The sequence below is a fragment of the Flavobacterium sp. EDS genome, assembly GCF_020991525.1.
Taxonomy (GTDB): Bacteria; Bacteroidota; Bacteroidia; order Flavobacteriales; family Flavobacteriaceae; genus Flavobacterium.
In genome coordinates this window covers 143,559-159,081 of the sequence record NZ_JAJMOZ010000008.1, presented here as the reverse complement: position 1 = coordinate 159,081, position 15,523 = coordinate 143,559, and the positions used below count along the sequence as shown (strand labels likewise).

Here is a 15,523-nt window from a genome sequence, read left to right as displayed (position 1 = left end):
TAAGAATATGTAAACTATTCCCGAAATAGTTTTTATATTAAAAAAAAGTGTACCTTTGCACCCATTAAAAATCTCAGATGGAATCTATTAGAAATATTGCAATTATTGCCCACGTCGATCACGGTAAAACCACTTTGGTTGATAAAATTATGTATCACTGTCAGTTATTTCGTGACAACGAAAACACAGGTGATTTAATTCTTGATAATAATGATTTAGAGCGTGAGAGAGGTATTACTATTACTTCTAAGAACGTTTCGGTTCAATACAAAGGAACTAAAATCAATATTATCGATACTCCTGGTCACGCCGATTTTGGTGGTGAAGTAGAACGTGTACTAAACATGGCCGATGGTGTATGTTTACTAGTAGATGCTTTTGAAGGACCAATGCCACAAACTCGTTTTGTATTACAAAAGGCAATTGACTTAGGATTGAAGCCATGTGTGGTTATCAATAAAGTTGATAAAGAAAACTGTACTCCAGAAGAAGTACATGAAAAAGTTTTTGACTTAATGTTTGAATTAGGTGCTTCAGAAGAACAATTGGATTTCCCAACTGTTTATGGATCAGCTAAAAATAACTGGATGTCTGATGATTACAAAAATCAAACAGAAAACATTGAGCCTTTACTAGATATGGTAATTGCTAATGTTCCAGCTCCTAAAGTTTCTGAAGGAACTCCACAAATGTTAATTACATCTTTAGATTTCTCTGCATTTACAGGTCGTATCGCTATTGGTCGTCTTGAAAGAGGAATTTTAAAAGAAGGTATGGCTATTTCTTTGGTAAAAAGAGATGGTAAAGTTATAAAATCAAGAATCAAAGAATTACACACTTTTGAAGGACTTGGTCGTAAAAAAGTTGAGCAAGTAATTGCAGGTGATATCTGTGCGATTATTGGAGTAGAAGGTTTTGAAATTGGTGATACTATTGCTGATAACGAAAATCCAGAAGCTTTACAAACAATTGCTATTGATGAGCCTACAATGAGCATGTTGTTTACAATTAATGATTCTCCTTTCTTTGGTAAAGAGGGTAAATTTGTAACTTCTCGTCATATTAGAGAAAGATTGACAAAAGAATTAGAGAAAAACTTAGCTATGAAGTTAGGTGAAACTGATTCTGCTGATAAATTCATGGTTTTTGGTCGTGGTGTACTTCACTTATCTGTTCTTATTGAAACAATGAGAAGAGAAGGTTACGAATTACAAATCGGTCAACCACAAGTTATCATCAAAGAAATTGATGGTAAAAAATGTGAGCCAATTGAGGAATTAACAATCGATTTACCAGAAAATCTTTCAGGTAGAGCAGTTGAGTTCGTAACAGTTCGTAAAGGTGAAATGTTAAGTATGGAGACTAAGGGTGAGCGTATGATTATTAAATTTAATATTCCTTCACGTGGAATTATTGGTTTAAGAAATCAATTGCTTACTGCTACAGCTGGTGAAGCTATTATGTCACACCGTTTTATTGGATACGAGCCTTACAAAGGTGAAATTTCTGGACGTAACAAAGGTTCATTGATTTCTATGGAAAAAGGAAAAGCTATTCCTTATTCTATCGATAAATTACAAGATCGTGGTAAGTTCTTCGTTGAACCAAATGCTGAAATTTACGAAGGTCAGGTAATTGGAGAAAACTCTCGTGCTGATGATATGTGTGTAAACGTAACTAAGGAGAAAAAACAATCTAACGTTCGTTCTTCTGGAAATGATGAAAAAGCAAGAATCATCCCTCCGATTATTTTCTCATTAGAGGAAGCTTTAGAGTACATTCAAAAAGATGAATATGTAGAGGTAACTCCAAAATCTATTCGTTTGAGAAAAATCTATTTGACTGAAACTGATAGAAAAAGATTTAAAATCTAATCAGATATATATAATACTAAAAAAGCCATTCACATGTGAATGGCTTTTTTTATGCTCGTAATTTTTAGATAAATATTATTCTATGATATTTTGAATAACGACAAGCTTCAAAAAATAATGATTTTATAGATGGTTATCTTTTTAAACTAAAATGTCCTTTGATTTCTTTTCCGTTTTCAAACATCAAAGTAAACCAATAATCATCAGAGGGGAGTTCGCGACCTGTATAATTTCCATCCCATCCTGCGTTTGTAGAATTCATTTGTTTTATTAATTTTCCATAACGATCAAAAATTGAGATAGTGTAATCTGGCATCTGATCTAAATTTTTAATTCGCCAGGTATCATTATAGCCATCTCCGTTAGGGGTAAAGAATCTTGGATAATCAAGAACGTAGAATACTGACGATATAGTCGTTCCACATTTATTCTTATCTCTTGCATATGCTTTGTAAATTCCAGCTAATATGCCTTTAAATAATGGGCTATCTTGATAATCTATTCCGTCTAACGAAAATTCATAATTACCAATCCCATTATATTCTATTAAAACTGAATTTTCATTTGCAGAAAAATCTTTAATTTTAGTTCCTGTAATTATAGCGACATCAGAGGCAACAACATTGAATTTCTTCGTTTTTTCGCAACCATTTATATCGGATACTGTAACAGAATAATTTCCAGCGTTATTTACAGAAATAGTATTTGAGGTTGACCCTGTGTTCCAGTTGTAACTTTCAAACCCTGTGGCAACAGTTAGATCAATTATTGCATCTTTACATAAAAAGAAGGTTTCAGTATCAAAATTAGGAGGGTTAAATACATTGATTATTAGCTTAATTGGAGTCACAGCGTAACAGTCTGGGCCATTAATAATACGGGCATATAAGGTTTGATTAAATGCAATTGTATTTTTGAAGTTATTAGGCAAAGGATTTGTCTCTGTGATGGCATTGTTTTCAGTTAGATAATAATTTGCTAACAATCCTGGAGGTAGCCCATTTATAAGCTGTGGAGTAACTTGAGTGTTTAGATTAAATTCATACAATCCATCCGTGTCTTCATCACAAACTGCAATAGGATTTTGTGGGAGTATGATGTTGTTTGATATTTTTAATTGGAGGGTTGCATATTTTGCACAGCCATATTTATTTTCAACTCTTGCATTAATAATTTCTGTAGGTAAACTATTAGTGTAGTTTTTAGGATCAGTAATTGGATTCAATTTTGCTTGAGCATCTGCTAATGATTTGTAATATACAATGCTTAAATTTGGGTCATTGTTCTTTATTATTGCATCAACTTTGGTCAGATCAAATGTAGTACTGTTATCTGAGTCTATGTCGCATTGAATTAAGGTCGTATTTGTTGTTGTAATTTCTGAGGCGTATTCAATTTTTATTTCATCTGTAGCAGAACAGGACGAAGGAGCCATTAGAACATTTACTTTGTATGTGCCAGCTTCCTTAACTGTAAATGTGGGGCCTTTTTCTGTATTGTCTTTTATGCCATCTTTATACCATTCATAAATGTAATTAGAGCCTGCAGGAGAATTTAGTTTTGTGTCTAGGACTAATTCATCTCCATAACATAATGGATTATTGCTGCTTGATTCTCGGTCTTCTCCTAAATCTATTTCAGAAGTAAAGCTCCCTGCTTCAAGAAAAATAGCCGAATCATAATATGCATTTCTATCGTCGGCTATTACTAATTTTATATGGTATGTTTTGCCAGCAATTACATTAGTTTCAGATTTCATTACAATAGTTTGTCCAGTGTAATTTGTTGCGCCCGTTCCTACAGTGTTTAATCCGTTAAAGTAAATTTCATTTACGGCTTCACATCCAGGAATTAAATTGCCTTTATTGTCAAGAACGGATTCGATTTTTGGACGAACGGTCCTAGATGAAACAGGCGTGTTCGTGTTTGGTAATACTGCTAAATTTTTATAGGGTTCAGTACTGTTTTTTTCTTTTATGAGGAAAGCAAAACCATCAGAATAATAACATGGATATACATTTTGGTATTCATTAGAAGCAAAAATATAATTGAAACTTATGAAATTTGTTAATGGTGAAAAATCAAATTCTAAAACGGTAGCGTTTATAGAATTTATACCTAATATTTGATCTAAATCAGAATCGCCTAACCAGAAGTCGCTTCCACCACCACCATCATCTTTTATTACTGGGCCAATCGAATTACGACTGCTCCCAGTAGTAAGTACTACCCCTTCTTTAAATGGGAAATTACTCGTTCCAGCATTAAAATAAGCAAAACTTTTACTCCCAGGAGTATATTCGTCTCCAGTTGCTTCTGGGTTTGTTACTGTGGCACAGGAACTATTGACTAGTACTTTTTCTATTAATTCTTGAGTGCTTTTTGTCTCATCAATGATAATAGATTGTGCATTGGCTTTTATCCCAAGCCAAAAGATGAAAATTATTGATATAATTATTTTTACTGCCTTCATTAGTAACAAAAAAAAGTAAAAACAAATATACTATAGATCTCGGCTTTTTAGTAATTTATAAGAGAAGAAAATGAAAAGGAATGTCCAAATCAAAACAATCACAACTGAAATGTAATCAACATTATAGTTTTTTGTGTTTTCAACTCCCATTTGTATCCCAATATTCTTTATTACCGATAATCTAGTAAATGGTTCGACAATTAAGTTAGACATGGCTTCAAGAGGAAGTAATCGAATGAAATAATCTGCAATTTTGCTTTCAGGGAAAATTATAAAAGTTAGAACAGTTTTTATAATGCCTTCAAGAATACTCCATACAAGTAGGAATCCCAATGCGAATGCAGAACGTTTTACTAATATTCCTAAAAATAAACAGAATGAAAAGAATCCTGTTAGTTTTATGAAAAAAGCAAAAAGATATTCCATGCCAGAAAAAATAATTCCAATTTCGGTATAAGAAGAAAAACATAATCCTAATAGTAAGCTCATTATGAATACGAAAACAGTAGAGCAAAAAGAAAATAAGATTACGGTGTAGAACTTTGATAAAACAAACTCTTTTTTACTTAAACCATCAATAAGGTTTTGCTTTAAAGTCCCATAACTATATTCATTAGCCATCATAGAGACAATTACAATTGCTAAGAAAAATTTTAACCAAGCAGCGATATAAGTGTTGAAATGCCAAATGAAAGGAAAATTAAAAATTCCCATTTCAGCCAAATGAAATTTAAAGGCACCTAAGTCGAATTTTATAGATGCAATTAATGCAATAAAAGTAAGAAGAATAAAATAGGCTAATGTTAATATACGGCTGGCTTTATTTTTCCAAATTTTTTGTAGTTCTATAGAGAGAAGTCTGTTCATGGCTTATTTATTTTTTATAGAAGCGTTATTGGTTAGTTCAAGAAATTGTTCTTCTAAACTGTTTTTACGTTTTACTAAATGGTTTAAGGTGATGTTTTGTGAAAATAAAAAGCGGTTTAAATCTGCGGCATTTAAATCGTTTTTTAAATAAACCAGAATCATTTCTTTTTCTTTTATTATACGGTCAACAGCAGGATGAGTCTCTGTCACTGCAATTAATTTTTCAGTATCATCAGCTTGTATTTCAAAGAAGCCTTCATTTGCAGACATGCCGCCAACTGGACCAGAATATAAAATTTCGCCTTTTCTTAAAACCACGACATCAGTACATACTTTTTCAACTTCATCTAATAAATGTGAGGCAAGTAATATCGTTGTTCCCTGAGAGGCAATTTTTTTTATGATATCACGAATCTGATGAATTCCTTGTGGATCTAAACCATTTGTTGGTTCATCAAGAATTAATATTTCGGGGTCGTTTAATAAAGCTGATGCAATAGCTAAACGCTGTTTCATTCCTAATGAAAAAGTACTAAACTTGCTGTTTTTTCTCTCATTCAAACCTACTAATGCTAACTTCTCATTTATTTTAGAATAATCGATGTTTTTGATTTTACAAACCAATTTTAGGTTTTCTTCAGCAGTCATGTAGGGATAAAAGTTTGGTCTTTCGATAATTGCACCTACTTTTTTTAATGCATCATGTGTTTGTATTTTACCACCAAACCAGCTGTATTGTCCAGAAGTTTTGTTTACTACATTTAAAACGATTCCTAATGTTGTAGATTTTCCGCTTCCGTTTGGGCCTAGAATTCCATAAACGCGACCTTTTTCTATTTCGAATGAAATATCTTTCAGAGCCTGAACCCGCCCATATCTTTTGTGTAGGTTCTGTATTGTGAGTATTGTTTCCAAATTTATTAGTAGTTTTAGTTTTTAGTAAGACGTTTCAGTTTGGTTTTTGTTACTGAATGGTTTATATTTAATATAAATTTGTATCAAATATATTTAAAATGAGTGAACCTTTGATGTTTTTTAAAAAGCCATCGTATCCATTAACAAATCCATTGTTAGATTACTTGGAGCGTTATGAACGAATCTCAAAAGTTTCGGTTTTTTATGATGATTTATTGCGTTTTTCAGGTGCTATAAATGTATATGATAAAAATGATAAAGATACCTTATGGATTCGAGTTTATTATAGTGAATTTGAAAGAAATGAAATTGATTTGAATCTGAAAAAAATCTATTCACTTTTGCATTCGGATGGTAACACTGATATTATTCAATTCTTGAATGTTGATGCAATTGATTATTGTACGTTTGGAAATTCTAAGCCTTTTAGAATAAAAGTTCGAAATATTTTAAATGACAATTATGTTCATTTTTATATTAAAAAGGCTGATGCTTCTCGAATTTATGGTTTGGAATTAGAGGAAATACTATCTCCTGATAAAATTAACTTTTTGGTATATAAGGACACTTTGATCGAAGAACACATAATTGGTATTCCAGGGGATATTTTTATGAGTACGTTACTTAAAAATTGTACTGAAACGGAGAAATCTCAAATTGCTAAAGAATTTGTAAAGTTTAATGAACGTTGTATGATTAGGCTTTTGGGTGATATGCGAGCGTATAATTATGTAATTGTTCCGATTCACGATTTTGATCAGGTAGTATATAAAATTCGCCCAATCGATTTTGATCAGCAATGTTATGAGGGGAATTTTAAAGTGTATCGACCTCAGTTTTTTAAAGAAAATTACCCAATGATTGAATTGGTTAAGGATAAACTAGAAGATCGATCCATTGTGCAGTACAAAGATGAGGAACGTGCAATTTTAGCAAAACGTATTCATTCTGCTGATAACAGAATTAAAAAGTTATTGCATATTATGAGTGAGGACTCTATTTCGCCAGAAGCAAATTTAAATCAACTAAAAATGGAATTATATCGTTATACTAATGATTTGAATTTTAAAAACGCAAAATCAATGGGGCATGTTATGTCAGCGGCATTTGGTTTTATTACTAGAAATTTCAAAAACACAAATCTAATATAGAATCTTAAATTTATAATATGAAAAATTATATCGCTCTTATTGTTGCATTTATTTTGTTGGCTTGTCAGCAAGATTCCAGTGTATTGAAAACGTTATACCCATTACCTAAAAAACTTAAAGAAGTTTCTGGAATTACTTATTTCCCCGAAACGGGTATGCTTTGGGCATTAGAAGATAGTGGTAATGCTAATAAAATCTATGGGTTAAATGCTCAAGGCGAAATTGCTAAAACAATTACAATTGCAAATGCTACGAATATCGATTGGGAAGATATTACTAAGGATAAAGCAGGTAATTTATACATTGGCGATTTCGGAAACAATGATAATATCCGTAAAGATTTATGTATTTATAGAATCGATAAATCGGCTTTAGGGAAAGAAAATGCAGTTTCAAGCTATAAAATTTCATTTGCATATCCTGAACAAAAAGATTTCCCTCCTAAGAAAACACAAATGTTTTATGATGTTGAGGGATTCTTTGAGTTTAAAAATAATTTCTATTTATTTACAAAAAACAGAAGCAAGAATTTTGATGGTACGGCATCTATTTATAAAATACCAAATGCTGCAGGAGCACAAAAAGCTACTTTAATAGGAACTTTTAAAACATGTAGTAATTACAATCATTGTGCAATTACTAGTGCCACAATTAGCCCAGATATGAAAAAAGTGGTTGTTTTATGTCACGATAAATTAGTCCTTTTTCAAGGATTTAAAGGAGATAATTTCCATAAAGGAACACAAACGGAGATTGATTTAGACCATTTTTCTCAAAAAGAAGCTGTTGCTTTTAAAGATAATAAGACATTGTTAATAGCCGATGAAAAGACAAAAAAAGTTGGAGGTAAGGTATATGAATTTACTTTTAAAAAATAATTAAAAACCAAATCCAATACCAAACGCAATTCTCGCTTCTTCGTCAACGCTTTTAAAATAAGTTAGTCTAGCAGTGATTACATCCAATCCGTTGAGCCATAAACCTCCGCCTACGGATTGGTGCCATTTGTTTGAGTTTTCTCCTGTTGCCCAAACGCGACCATAATCAAATCCTCCAAGAATCCCGTAAGACATTGGTAAGATACTTTTTCTTATTTTTCCTAAACTCCATCGAACATCGCTACTTTGATAAAAAGATTGGTTTCCTAAGAAACGTTGATTTCTATACCCCCTTAAATCATAATCACCACCCAAAGTTGCTCCTTGGAAAAAATCGAAATTATTATTAAAGAGTATTTTTGATTTGATTATAGTTGCAAAAACAAACTTACCATTTGAATCAATTTTGTGATTGAAATTAATTTTGCTTTCTAATGATGGGAAATTTTGCTTGTTGTCATCCAGATTGATTTTCCAGTTTCCAGCTATCGAAAACCCAAATCCCATAGATGGGAATGATGGCAAATCGTAGTTCTCATAACTGTATTTTACTGTTGCTCCAGCGTATTGCTGACTTTTGAATACATCAGGATTAGCTACTCCTGGCGTATTTATGAATCTGCCTGAGGTTTCTTCGATTCTAATTTTCTCAAAAGATGTGGCAAAATTAAGCTCACTTCCATATTTGCCTACTTTCTTAATAGATGGAGTTACTCTTATAGCACGCATACGCACACGGTTATAATTCATGCCTAAATCTTCATCATTGTTTACAGTCTCATTACCATAACCAAAATAATTTATCGTAAAATTTGGGCTGGTTAAAATTGATTGCACATCAAAATCCCATTTACCTAACACTTTAGGGAAATGTCCGTCGTAAATAAGTTCATATCCATCGGTTGCAAAAAAGTAATTGGCTTTTAAAATGTGTTTTTGTGTATATGGATTTTGATTGAATTTGTTTACTGTATAATTAGCAACGATACCTAATTTTGCACCATCGTCAGGATTATAACCACCATTTGGTAGGCCTGAGAAAGCGTTATATTTTGGTTTTTCATAGTCGTATAGATTCGTTTGGTAATCATCAGTAAGTGCTGTTTTGGTTTTAGAATCTATATCGTAAGTGTTATTTTTTGATTTGAAATCATAAATTTTTACTCTTTTTCCGTTGGAAACCATGTAGGTGTCATTGTTTTGACCACCTATCAAACGAATACTTATTCGAGAATTAAAGTCTCCTTTTACTTCAAAAACATCATCGTCATCTAATCCATAAACCCAAAGGTTTTTGGTTTTGCCAGCTGTTAAATTTTTCGTGTAAATTAATTCTTCACCATTTTTCTTAATGCGATATACTTCTACATCAAGTTTGTTTTTTGCTTTATGTGTAATTATAAATTTATCTTTTTTATCAGTTCCAACTATTAAAACTGTTTTTTGTAGTACTCTATAATATTCGGTAGCATATTTTTGGAGCTCCTTTTTTCTTAGTTTTAGTTTACGTTTAATATCCTTGATAGTTTCATCTTGCACCTCTTTTGGTAAATTATTAAAAGAAGCATCTATATCAGCATCGGTTAGATTTTCTTGTATAAATTTGGCTTGTTCTATCCAATCATTTTCATGAGCAGTTTTTAAGAAAGCAATATCTTGAGGATAAGGTTCACGATTAAACCATTTTACGTTTCTAATATCATCTTTAAAGGATTGCATATGACGAAGAGCTGGCATTTGCATTAAAAGAGAAAGTAATGCGCCATCATATTTTGTAAAAGCTTGATCTCTATCTCTAGGAATTGGTTTGTAAATAATTTTATTTCCTTCGTTGTATTCACCCCAACGCCATTGGTCGCTGTGTCTGTCCCAATCACCAATAAGCATGTCAAATAATCGGGCTTTTATGTATTCTTTTTCGTCAATGGTATATTTTTCATCTTTATGGAGATTTTTCATCACATCATCAGTACTGATTATATTCAGCGGTTTTCCAAAAGTTTTTAAACTTATTTGACTGCTAGATGGACGTTCTTCCACCATATATAATTCATCTCCGAAATTATAATTATATCCTTTAAGGATTTCTTGTTTAGGGATATAATATAAAACCGGGTTAGTGTGAGATAGTCCGATTTTGTCTGCTAGATTACCGACAGCAAATGGGGTGTAAGGGTGAGAAGTTGTATAGAAGTCTAGTAAAAAGTTCTCGGCATAGGTATTATCAAATTGATCTTGTACAAATTGATCCTTAAAAGCTACAGATTGAAGAAATCGTGAAGCACTTTTTTTCAAAGCACGCATCACATATTCTTTACCGTCTTTGTCTACAATTCGTAATGATTTTGATTGATGTCCTCCGCCTTCTCTTTTTGGTGTAATACCACCAAAAAGAGTGTCTAAAGAAACTGTTTTAGCTTCAATAGGCATGCTGTAATATTTTCTGTAATGTTTTCCGAATAAAAAATTATGAAAAATGCTTTTCTTAGTCATTTCACTTGAGTAGATAGATGCCTTTGTTATTGCATTAAACTTGGCCGGTAAGTTTTCATGATATACAGTGTCTTTTACTGTGATAATATTTTGATCAAATAACAGTTTTTCTTTTTTGTTTTCATTACTGTAAAAAGCAAGTCTGGCATCTCCGTTTTTATAAAGAGTTAATGAAGCATATCCATTGCCACCATATGAAAAATCATTTGGATATACAGCCTTTGCTGCTTCAGATTTTGAACCAGCACCACTTATAATTTGTTTTATATTATCCTTGTTGATATATTGTAAATTATGATCATGACCAGAAACAACAATAACATTATCTTGGCTTTGTAAAAGGGTTTTTACTCTTTTTACAAACTGTGTGTAGACTTTGTTTTGTATGTCTTGTGGGCTTACTCCAGATGTTTTACGAAGTAAATTTATTACTGAACCAATAACAGGTAGTGGAATTTTTTGCTCTAAAGGGAATAATTGCTTTTCTAAGGAAAATTGACCTCCATGTGTACCATTACTCATTAAAGGATGGTGGACAGCTATAAGAACAGTTTTTTCTCTATTCTTATTTAAAATACTTTCCAATTCTTCAAAGAATGCTTCACGGGTTTTAATATCGCAATTATCATTCATTGTAGGATTGTCGTCCCAGTCTTCTAGAAACCACTGACTGTCTATAACTATTAAAGTAGTTTGTTTGTTTATTTTTAACTGTTCGATGGCACAGCTTTTTTGTGGTAAGAATGCTTTTTTATTATTTAAGTATGTCGTTACAAATTTTGATTGACGTTCGATTCCTTCAATTCCGCTATACCAGTCATGATTACCTGGGATAAAAATTGTTTTACCGTTGAAACCTTTAGTTAATTCTAACTGATTTGTTAGTTTTTTTTCTGCAAGAGCAGTAGCATCTATGTCTTTTGGATTAGGAAATCCGTAAGGGTAAATGTTATCTCCTAAAAATAAAAGTGTCGAGTTTTTATCTGAACTTTGTAACCTTTTGTGCAAAAGTTCAAGAGTTTGTTGTGCTTGTTCTTCGTCAGCATTTCCTGCGTCTCCAACTAAATATAAAGTATGGGCAATTTTTGTAGTATCTAATGCGTTTTGTGAAATAGGATTTTCTACGTCTTTCCCAAACTGAGCATGATGTGTTGCACAAGATTGAGTCAAAAAGAAGCTTAAAATTCCAATTAAATATGTGTTAATCTTATTTGTAAAATGATTATCCGAAAACAATTTCATAATTTAGTCGTATAAAAATATGTTTATGAACCTATTAGAGCAGTCCGAAGATTTTGTTTATAACTTACTCAAAGATAAACTTTCTATTCTATATTCGTACCATAATTTTTGCCACACCACGAGTGTTGTAAATGCCGTTAAAGAGTTGTGTGCTAATGAAAATATTGAGAGTGACGACGAAGAAAAACTTTTGATTGCTGCATGGTTTCATGATACAGGGTATATAAAAGGTTATGAAAATCATGAGATAGAAAGTGTGCGAATTGTTACCGAATTTTTAAGTGATAAGAATAAGTCTCCTGATTATATAGAAAACATTTCTAAATTAATTGCCGCTACAGCAAAATTTCATGAGCCTCTGACGCATTTAGAAAAAATAATAAAAGATGCTGATTATATTCATCTTACAACTAGAGAATATGCTACCAGTTGTGAACTTTTAAGAACGGAATGGGAGAATACGGAGCATAAAATATTTTCGAATGAAGAGTGGGCGACAGTAAATTTAAATTTTTTAGAAAACATACATCGATTTTATACCGATTATGCTAAAGAAAAATGGCAGCCTTTAAAAGAAAAAAACTTAAAACGGATTCATAAAAAAATGGAGAAGCAAGAATCAAAAAACACCAACGAATTTGGTGAATTTACCAAGAAAAAGAAAGATAAGATAGAAAAACCAGATCGAGGGATTGATACTCTTTTTAGAGTAACATTAGGAAATCATACGCGATTAAGTGGAATTGCTGATAGTAAAGCTAATATCTTGTTGTCTGTAAATGCGATAATTATTTCTATAGCACTTTCCACAATTATCCCCAAACTAGATAGCCCTAAGAATGCGCATTTAATTATTCCTACTTTTATAATGTTAATTTCTAGTGTTATTACTATTGTTTTTGCTATACTTTCGACTAGACCAAAAGTTACCACCGGAGTGTTTACACGCGAAGATATTGAAGCAAAAAAAATAAATTTATTGTTCTTTGGGAATTTTTATAAAATGCCTTTACACGAGTATGAGTGGGCAATGAACGAGATGATGAAAGACAAAGATTACTTATACGGTACTATGATTAAAGATTTATATTTTCTAGGGATTGTACTCGAAAGAAAATATCGCTTGTTAAGGGTTGCTTACAACCTTTTTATGATTGGTATCATCATAACAGTACTGGCGTTTATAATAGCATTTAGAAGTCTTTAAAACTAGTTTAATTCATCTAATAAATCCTGATATGTTATTTTTTTAGCTGTTAGCGTGTTGTTTACGACTTTTACTCGAATGGCTTTTAATCCGGATACACCTTGTAAATCTTCTACTTCAAATTGTTCTATTTGAGGATCTAGTATTTTCTTAAATTGTAAATATTTTATATATTTTAAATATTCGGCTTCTTCACTAGCATGTGAATATACGATTGTGATTTTTTCTTTTTCTGTGATGCGCTCTATAGAATTTTTGATATGAGCCTTATCGATACGTTTTTTTACAACTTCATATCGTGCATTGTAGGTTCCGTCTACATCAAAACGTTTTTCATCCATTCTAAAACGGATAGAAATAGGGGAGCTAAATACTAAAATTAAAGATGTTACATCAAGCTCATACGGTAATGAAGCTTTAAGCTGATGGTGTGCTAATTCCATTTCGCATAATGTTTGTAATTGCCATAATCTTAAATTGTGGAGATACATTACATCAAATGGTTTTGTAGGCGCAATAGAGGCTCCTATGTATAAATTATGTTCTACACCATCTGTTTTAAAACGTTCGTAATAATGAGGATATATTTGTTGCGCTTCGATTTGATTTTTGTCAAGTATAACAGCTAGTTTTTTATTGATAATAGACATTGCATTGTCAAATTTTTTTCTTTCCTGATAAAATAAACCTGTTTTTTCGTCTAAACCTTTAAAGTATTTTTGTTCTAGTTTTTCTGCTTCAGAATTACTTTTAGTATTTTTTAAAATAGGATGAATTTCCTCTTCAATGTAACGTTGTATATGTTGTTCTGAATCTGCTTTTAAAGGCGAATCAAGTTCTTCAAGAAGTGATTGTAATTCAAATTTACGTTGCTCTAAAAGAATTAAATTTGTATTTTCTTTTTGACTTGCAAAAATTTGCAATAACATCTTTAGCTGATTTTTTAGATCGGTTTTTACAGTTTCATTTCGATGCTCCGATGAGCCTTTAATATCAATTTGTCCGTATAATGGAAATACTTCTTTAAAGACAATTTCTTTAAAAATATAATCTTTCGTGTGATTGCTATTCTGAAAATATTTTTCGGATTCTTCTCTAAATTTCCAATAAACACTCGGATGGATTGTGGTATATTCTCTCTGAATTACTGCTTCTATCTGATGTTGCATGTCATTATTGTATCTCTCGATTGTGTCTACTAGATACGGTAGAACTAGATCTAATTTTTTTGCATTTATTGTGTTAAGTGCCCTTGGAGTTGCAGAAACCAATTCGACAACGCCTAATAATTTATTGTCTTTTATAACTGGAGCAAAAACACAACTGTTTATATTTTGACCACGTAAAAGTTCTCCAAGTTTTATATTCTCATTTTGTTCTATGAATTTTTCAACATTCGAAATTATCAGTGGTTCTTTGTGTTCTAGTAAGTTTTCAAAGGAGCAACCGAATACGGCATTTTTACAATCCATTTCATGGTTAAATGGGAGTAAGAAGCTGGATAATTCACTATCTTTTTCTAGCTGTGGAGGTTTTATAAATTTTTCCTGCTCTGGGTTGTAAATTAAAAAACCAACTTTAAGATTTGGAATTTTAAAAATAGATCTAAATATGCTTTCAATATTTTTACTCTCAGTTGCTTTTTTTGTATCTGATTTTAATAAATTAGTTTTTAGATTAGAAATAGCATTTTCTGTAGTGGCATCAAATAAAATAATAATACCAAATCCTTTTAGAATCCAACTTTCAATAGGGAATTTTTCTTTCCATAAAGCAATATCATCATAATTGTCAATCAATAAATCGATATCTTCTTGTGTCAACTTTGGTGCATTTTCAGAAGGAATTATTTCCATGAAATCAGCATTGTATAAAATACGGTAGTGATTTATGATTCCATTAGAATCTGGAATATCATAAAAAAAAGGTTTATTGAAATCTATGTTTTGTTTGTAGTAAGTACCAAGAATTAAACAACAATTAGCAATATAGAATTGTTGTTCGTCGAAATCACGAATGGATACATCAAAGTTTGTACCTGCATCTTTGAGTATTTTTTTAAATCTCTCGGTGTAATTAAATGTGAAGTTTTGAAACGGTATAGTAACAGCTTTAATTTCGTTATTTGTTAATGCTGTAGGGAATAAATCGGCTAATAAATGATTGATAATAGTTTCATGTTTTTTTATCACAGAAAAATCTTCAATCCCTGTTTGTAATTCAGGAATGCTCTCTACTTCCTTCAGAAGTGCTTTGGCATAATTAGAGCGATAATCAATATCTGATTGTGCAATTTTCTCTAAAGCTTCAATAAGTTTATGAAATGATATTAGAGTTTTAAAAGGACTTTCGTCGAATAAATGATATTTCATGGCACTATTATTTATTAGTATACAAAATTACTAATATACGCAATTTAAGCC

Annotated in this window: 9 protein-coding genes; 4 read left to right on the top strand and 5 right to left on the bottom strand. The window is 31.4% G+C overall.

What is annotated here, in order from left to right:
• Positions 1-77: 77 nt before the first annotated feature.
• Positions 78-1,874: a translational GTPase TypA gene (typA, locus tag LPB87_RS13240; RefSeq protein ID WP_129539448.1), complete on the top strand. Its 1,797-nt coding sequence runs from the start codon at positions 78-80 to the stop codon at positions 1,872-1,874.
• Positions 1,875-2,007: 133 nt separating this feature from the next.
• On the opposite strand, the gene LPB87_RS13235 is transcribed toward typA, so the two are convergent.
• From LPB87_RS13235 to LPB87_RS13225, 3 genes are read right to left on the bottom strand one after another with little or no spacing between them, the layout of a single operon-like run.
• On the bottom strand, positions 2,008-4,347 hold the full coding sequence (locus LPB87_RS13235) for a choice-of-anchor L domain-containing protein (protein WP_129539447.1): 2,340 nt from the start codon (positions 4,345-4,347) through the stop codon (positions 2,008-2,010).
• A 30-nt stretch (positions 4,348-4,377) separates the two neighbouring features.
• Positions 4,378-5,214 carry an ABC transporter permease gene (locus LPB87_RS13230; RefSeq protein ID WP_129539446.1) on the bottom strand — a complete coding sequence of 279 codons (837 nt, stop codon included), beginning with the start codon at positions 5,212-5,214 and terminating at the stop codon, positions 4,378-4,380.
• A 3-nt stretch (positions 5,215-5,217) separates the two neighbouring features.
• The gene (locus tag LPB87_RS13225; protein WP_230728189.1) at positions 5,218-6,129 is read right to left on the bottom strand and encodes an ATP-binding cassette domain-containing protein; all 912 of its coding nucleotides are present in this window, start codon (positions 6,127-6,129) and stop codon (positions 5,218-5,220) included.
• A gap of 98 nt (positions 6,130-6,227) precedes the next feature.
• Here LPB87_RS13225 and LPB87_RS13220 point away from each other — a divergent pair, with 98 nt between their 5' ends.
• Positions 6,228-7,280: a hypothetical protein gene (locus tag LPB87_RS13220; protein ID WP_230728188.1), complete on the top strand. Its 1,053-nt coding sequence runs from the start codon at positions 6,228-6,230 to the stop codon at positions 7,278-7,280.
• Between the two features lie 17 nt (positions 7,281-7,297).
• A complete protein-coding gene (locus tag LPB87_RS13215; protein ID WP_230728187.1) occupies positions 7,298-8,158 on the top strand; it encodes an SdiA-regulated domain-containing protein in 861 nt (286 codons plus the stop codon).
• Here the strand turns inward: LPB87_RS13215 and LPB87_RS13210 are convergent, their stop codons facing one another.
• Positions 8,159-11,893, bottom strand: a complete 3,735-nt coding sequence (locus LPB87_RS13210) for a metallophosphoesterase (RefSeq protein WP_230728186.1) — start codon at positions 11,891-11,893, stop codon at positions 8,159-8,161. It abuts the gene before it with no gap.
• Between the two features lie 25 nt (positions 11,894-11,918).
• Here LPB87_RS13210 and LPB87_RS13205 point away from each other — a divergent pair, with 25 nt between their 5' ends.
• Positions 11,919-13,100 (top strand): Pycsar system effector family protein, encoded by a 1,182-nt coding sequence (locus tag LPB87_RS13205; RefSeq protein WP_230728185.1) that lies wholly within the window; start codon positions 11,919-11,921, stop codon positions 13,098-13,100.
• 2 nt (positions 13,101-13,102) lie between these two features.
• Here the strand turns inward: LPB87_RS13205 and LPB87_RS13200 are convergent, their stop codons facing one another.
• On the bottom strand, positions 13,103-15,472 hold the full coding sequence (locus tag LPB87_RS13200) for a GAF domain-containing protein (protein WP_129539441.1): 2,370 nt from the start codon (positions 15,470-15,472) through the stop codon (positions 13,103-13,105).
• Positions 15,473-15,523 lie beyond the last annotated feature (51 nt).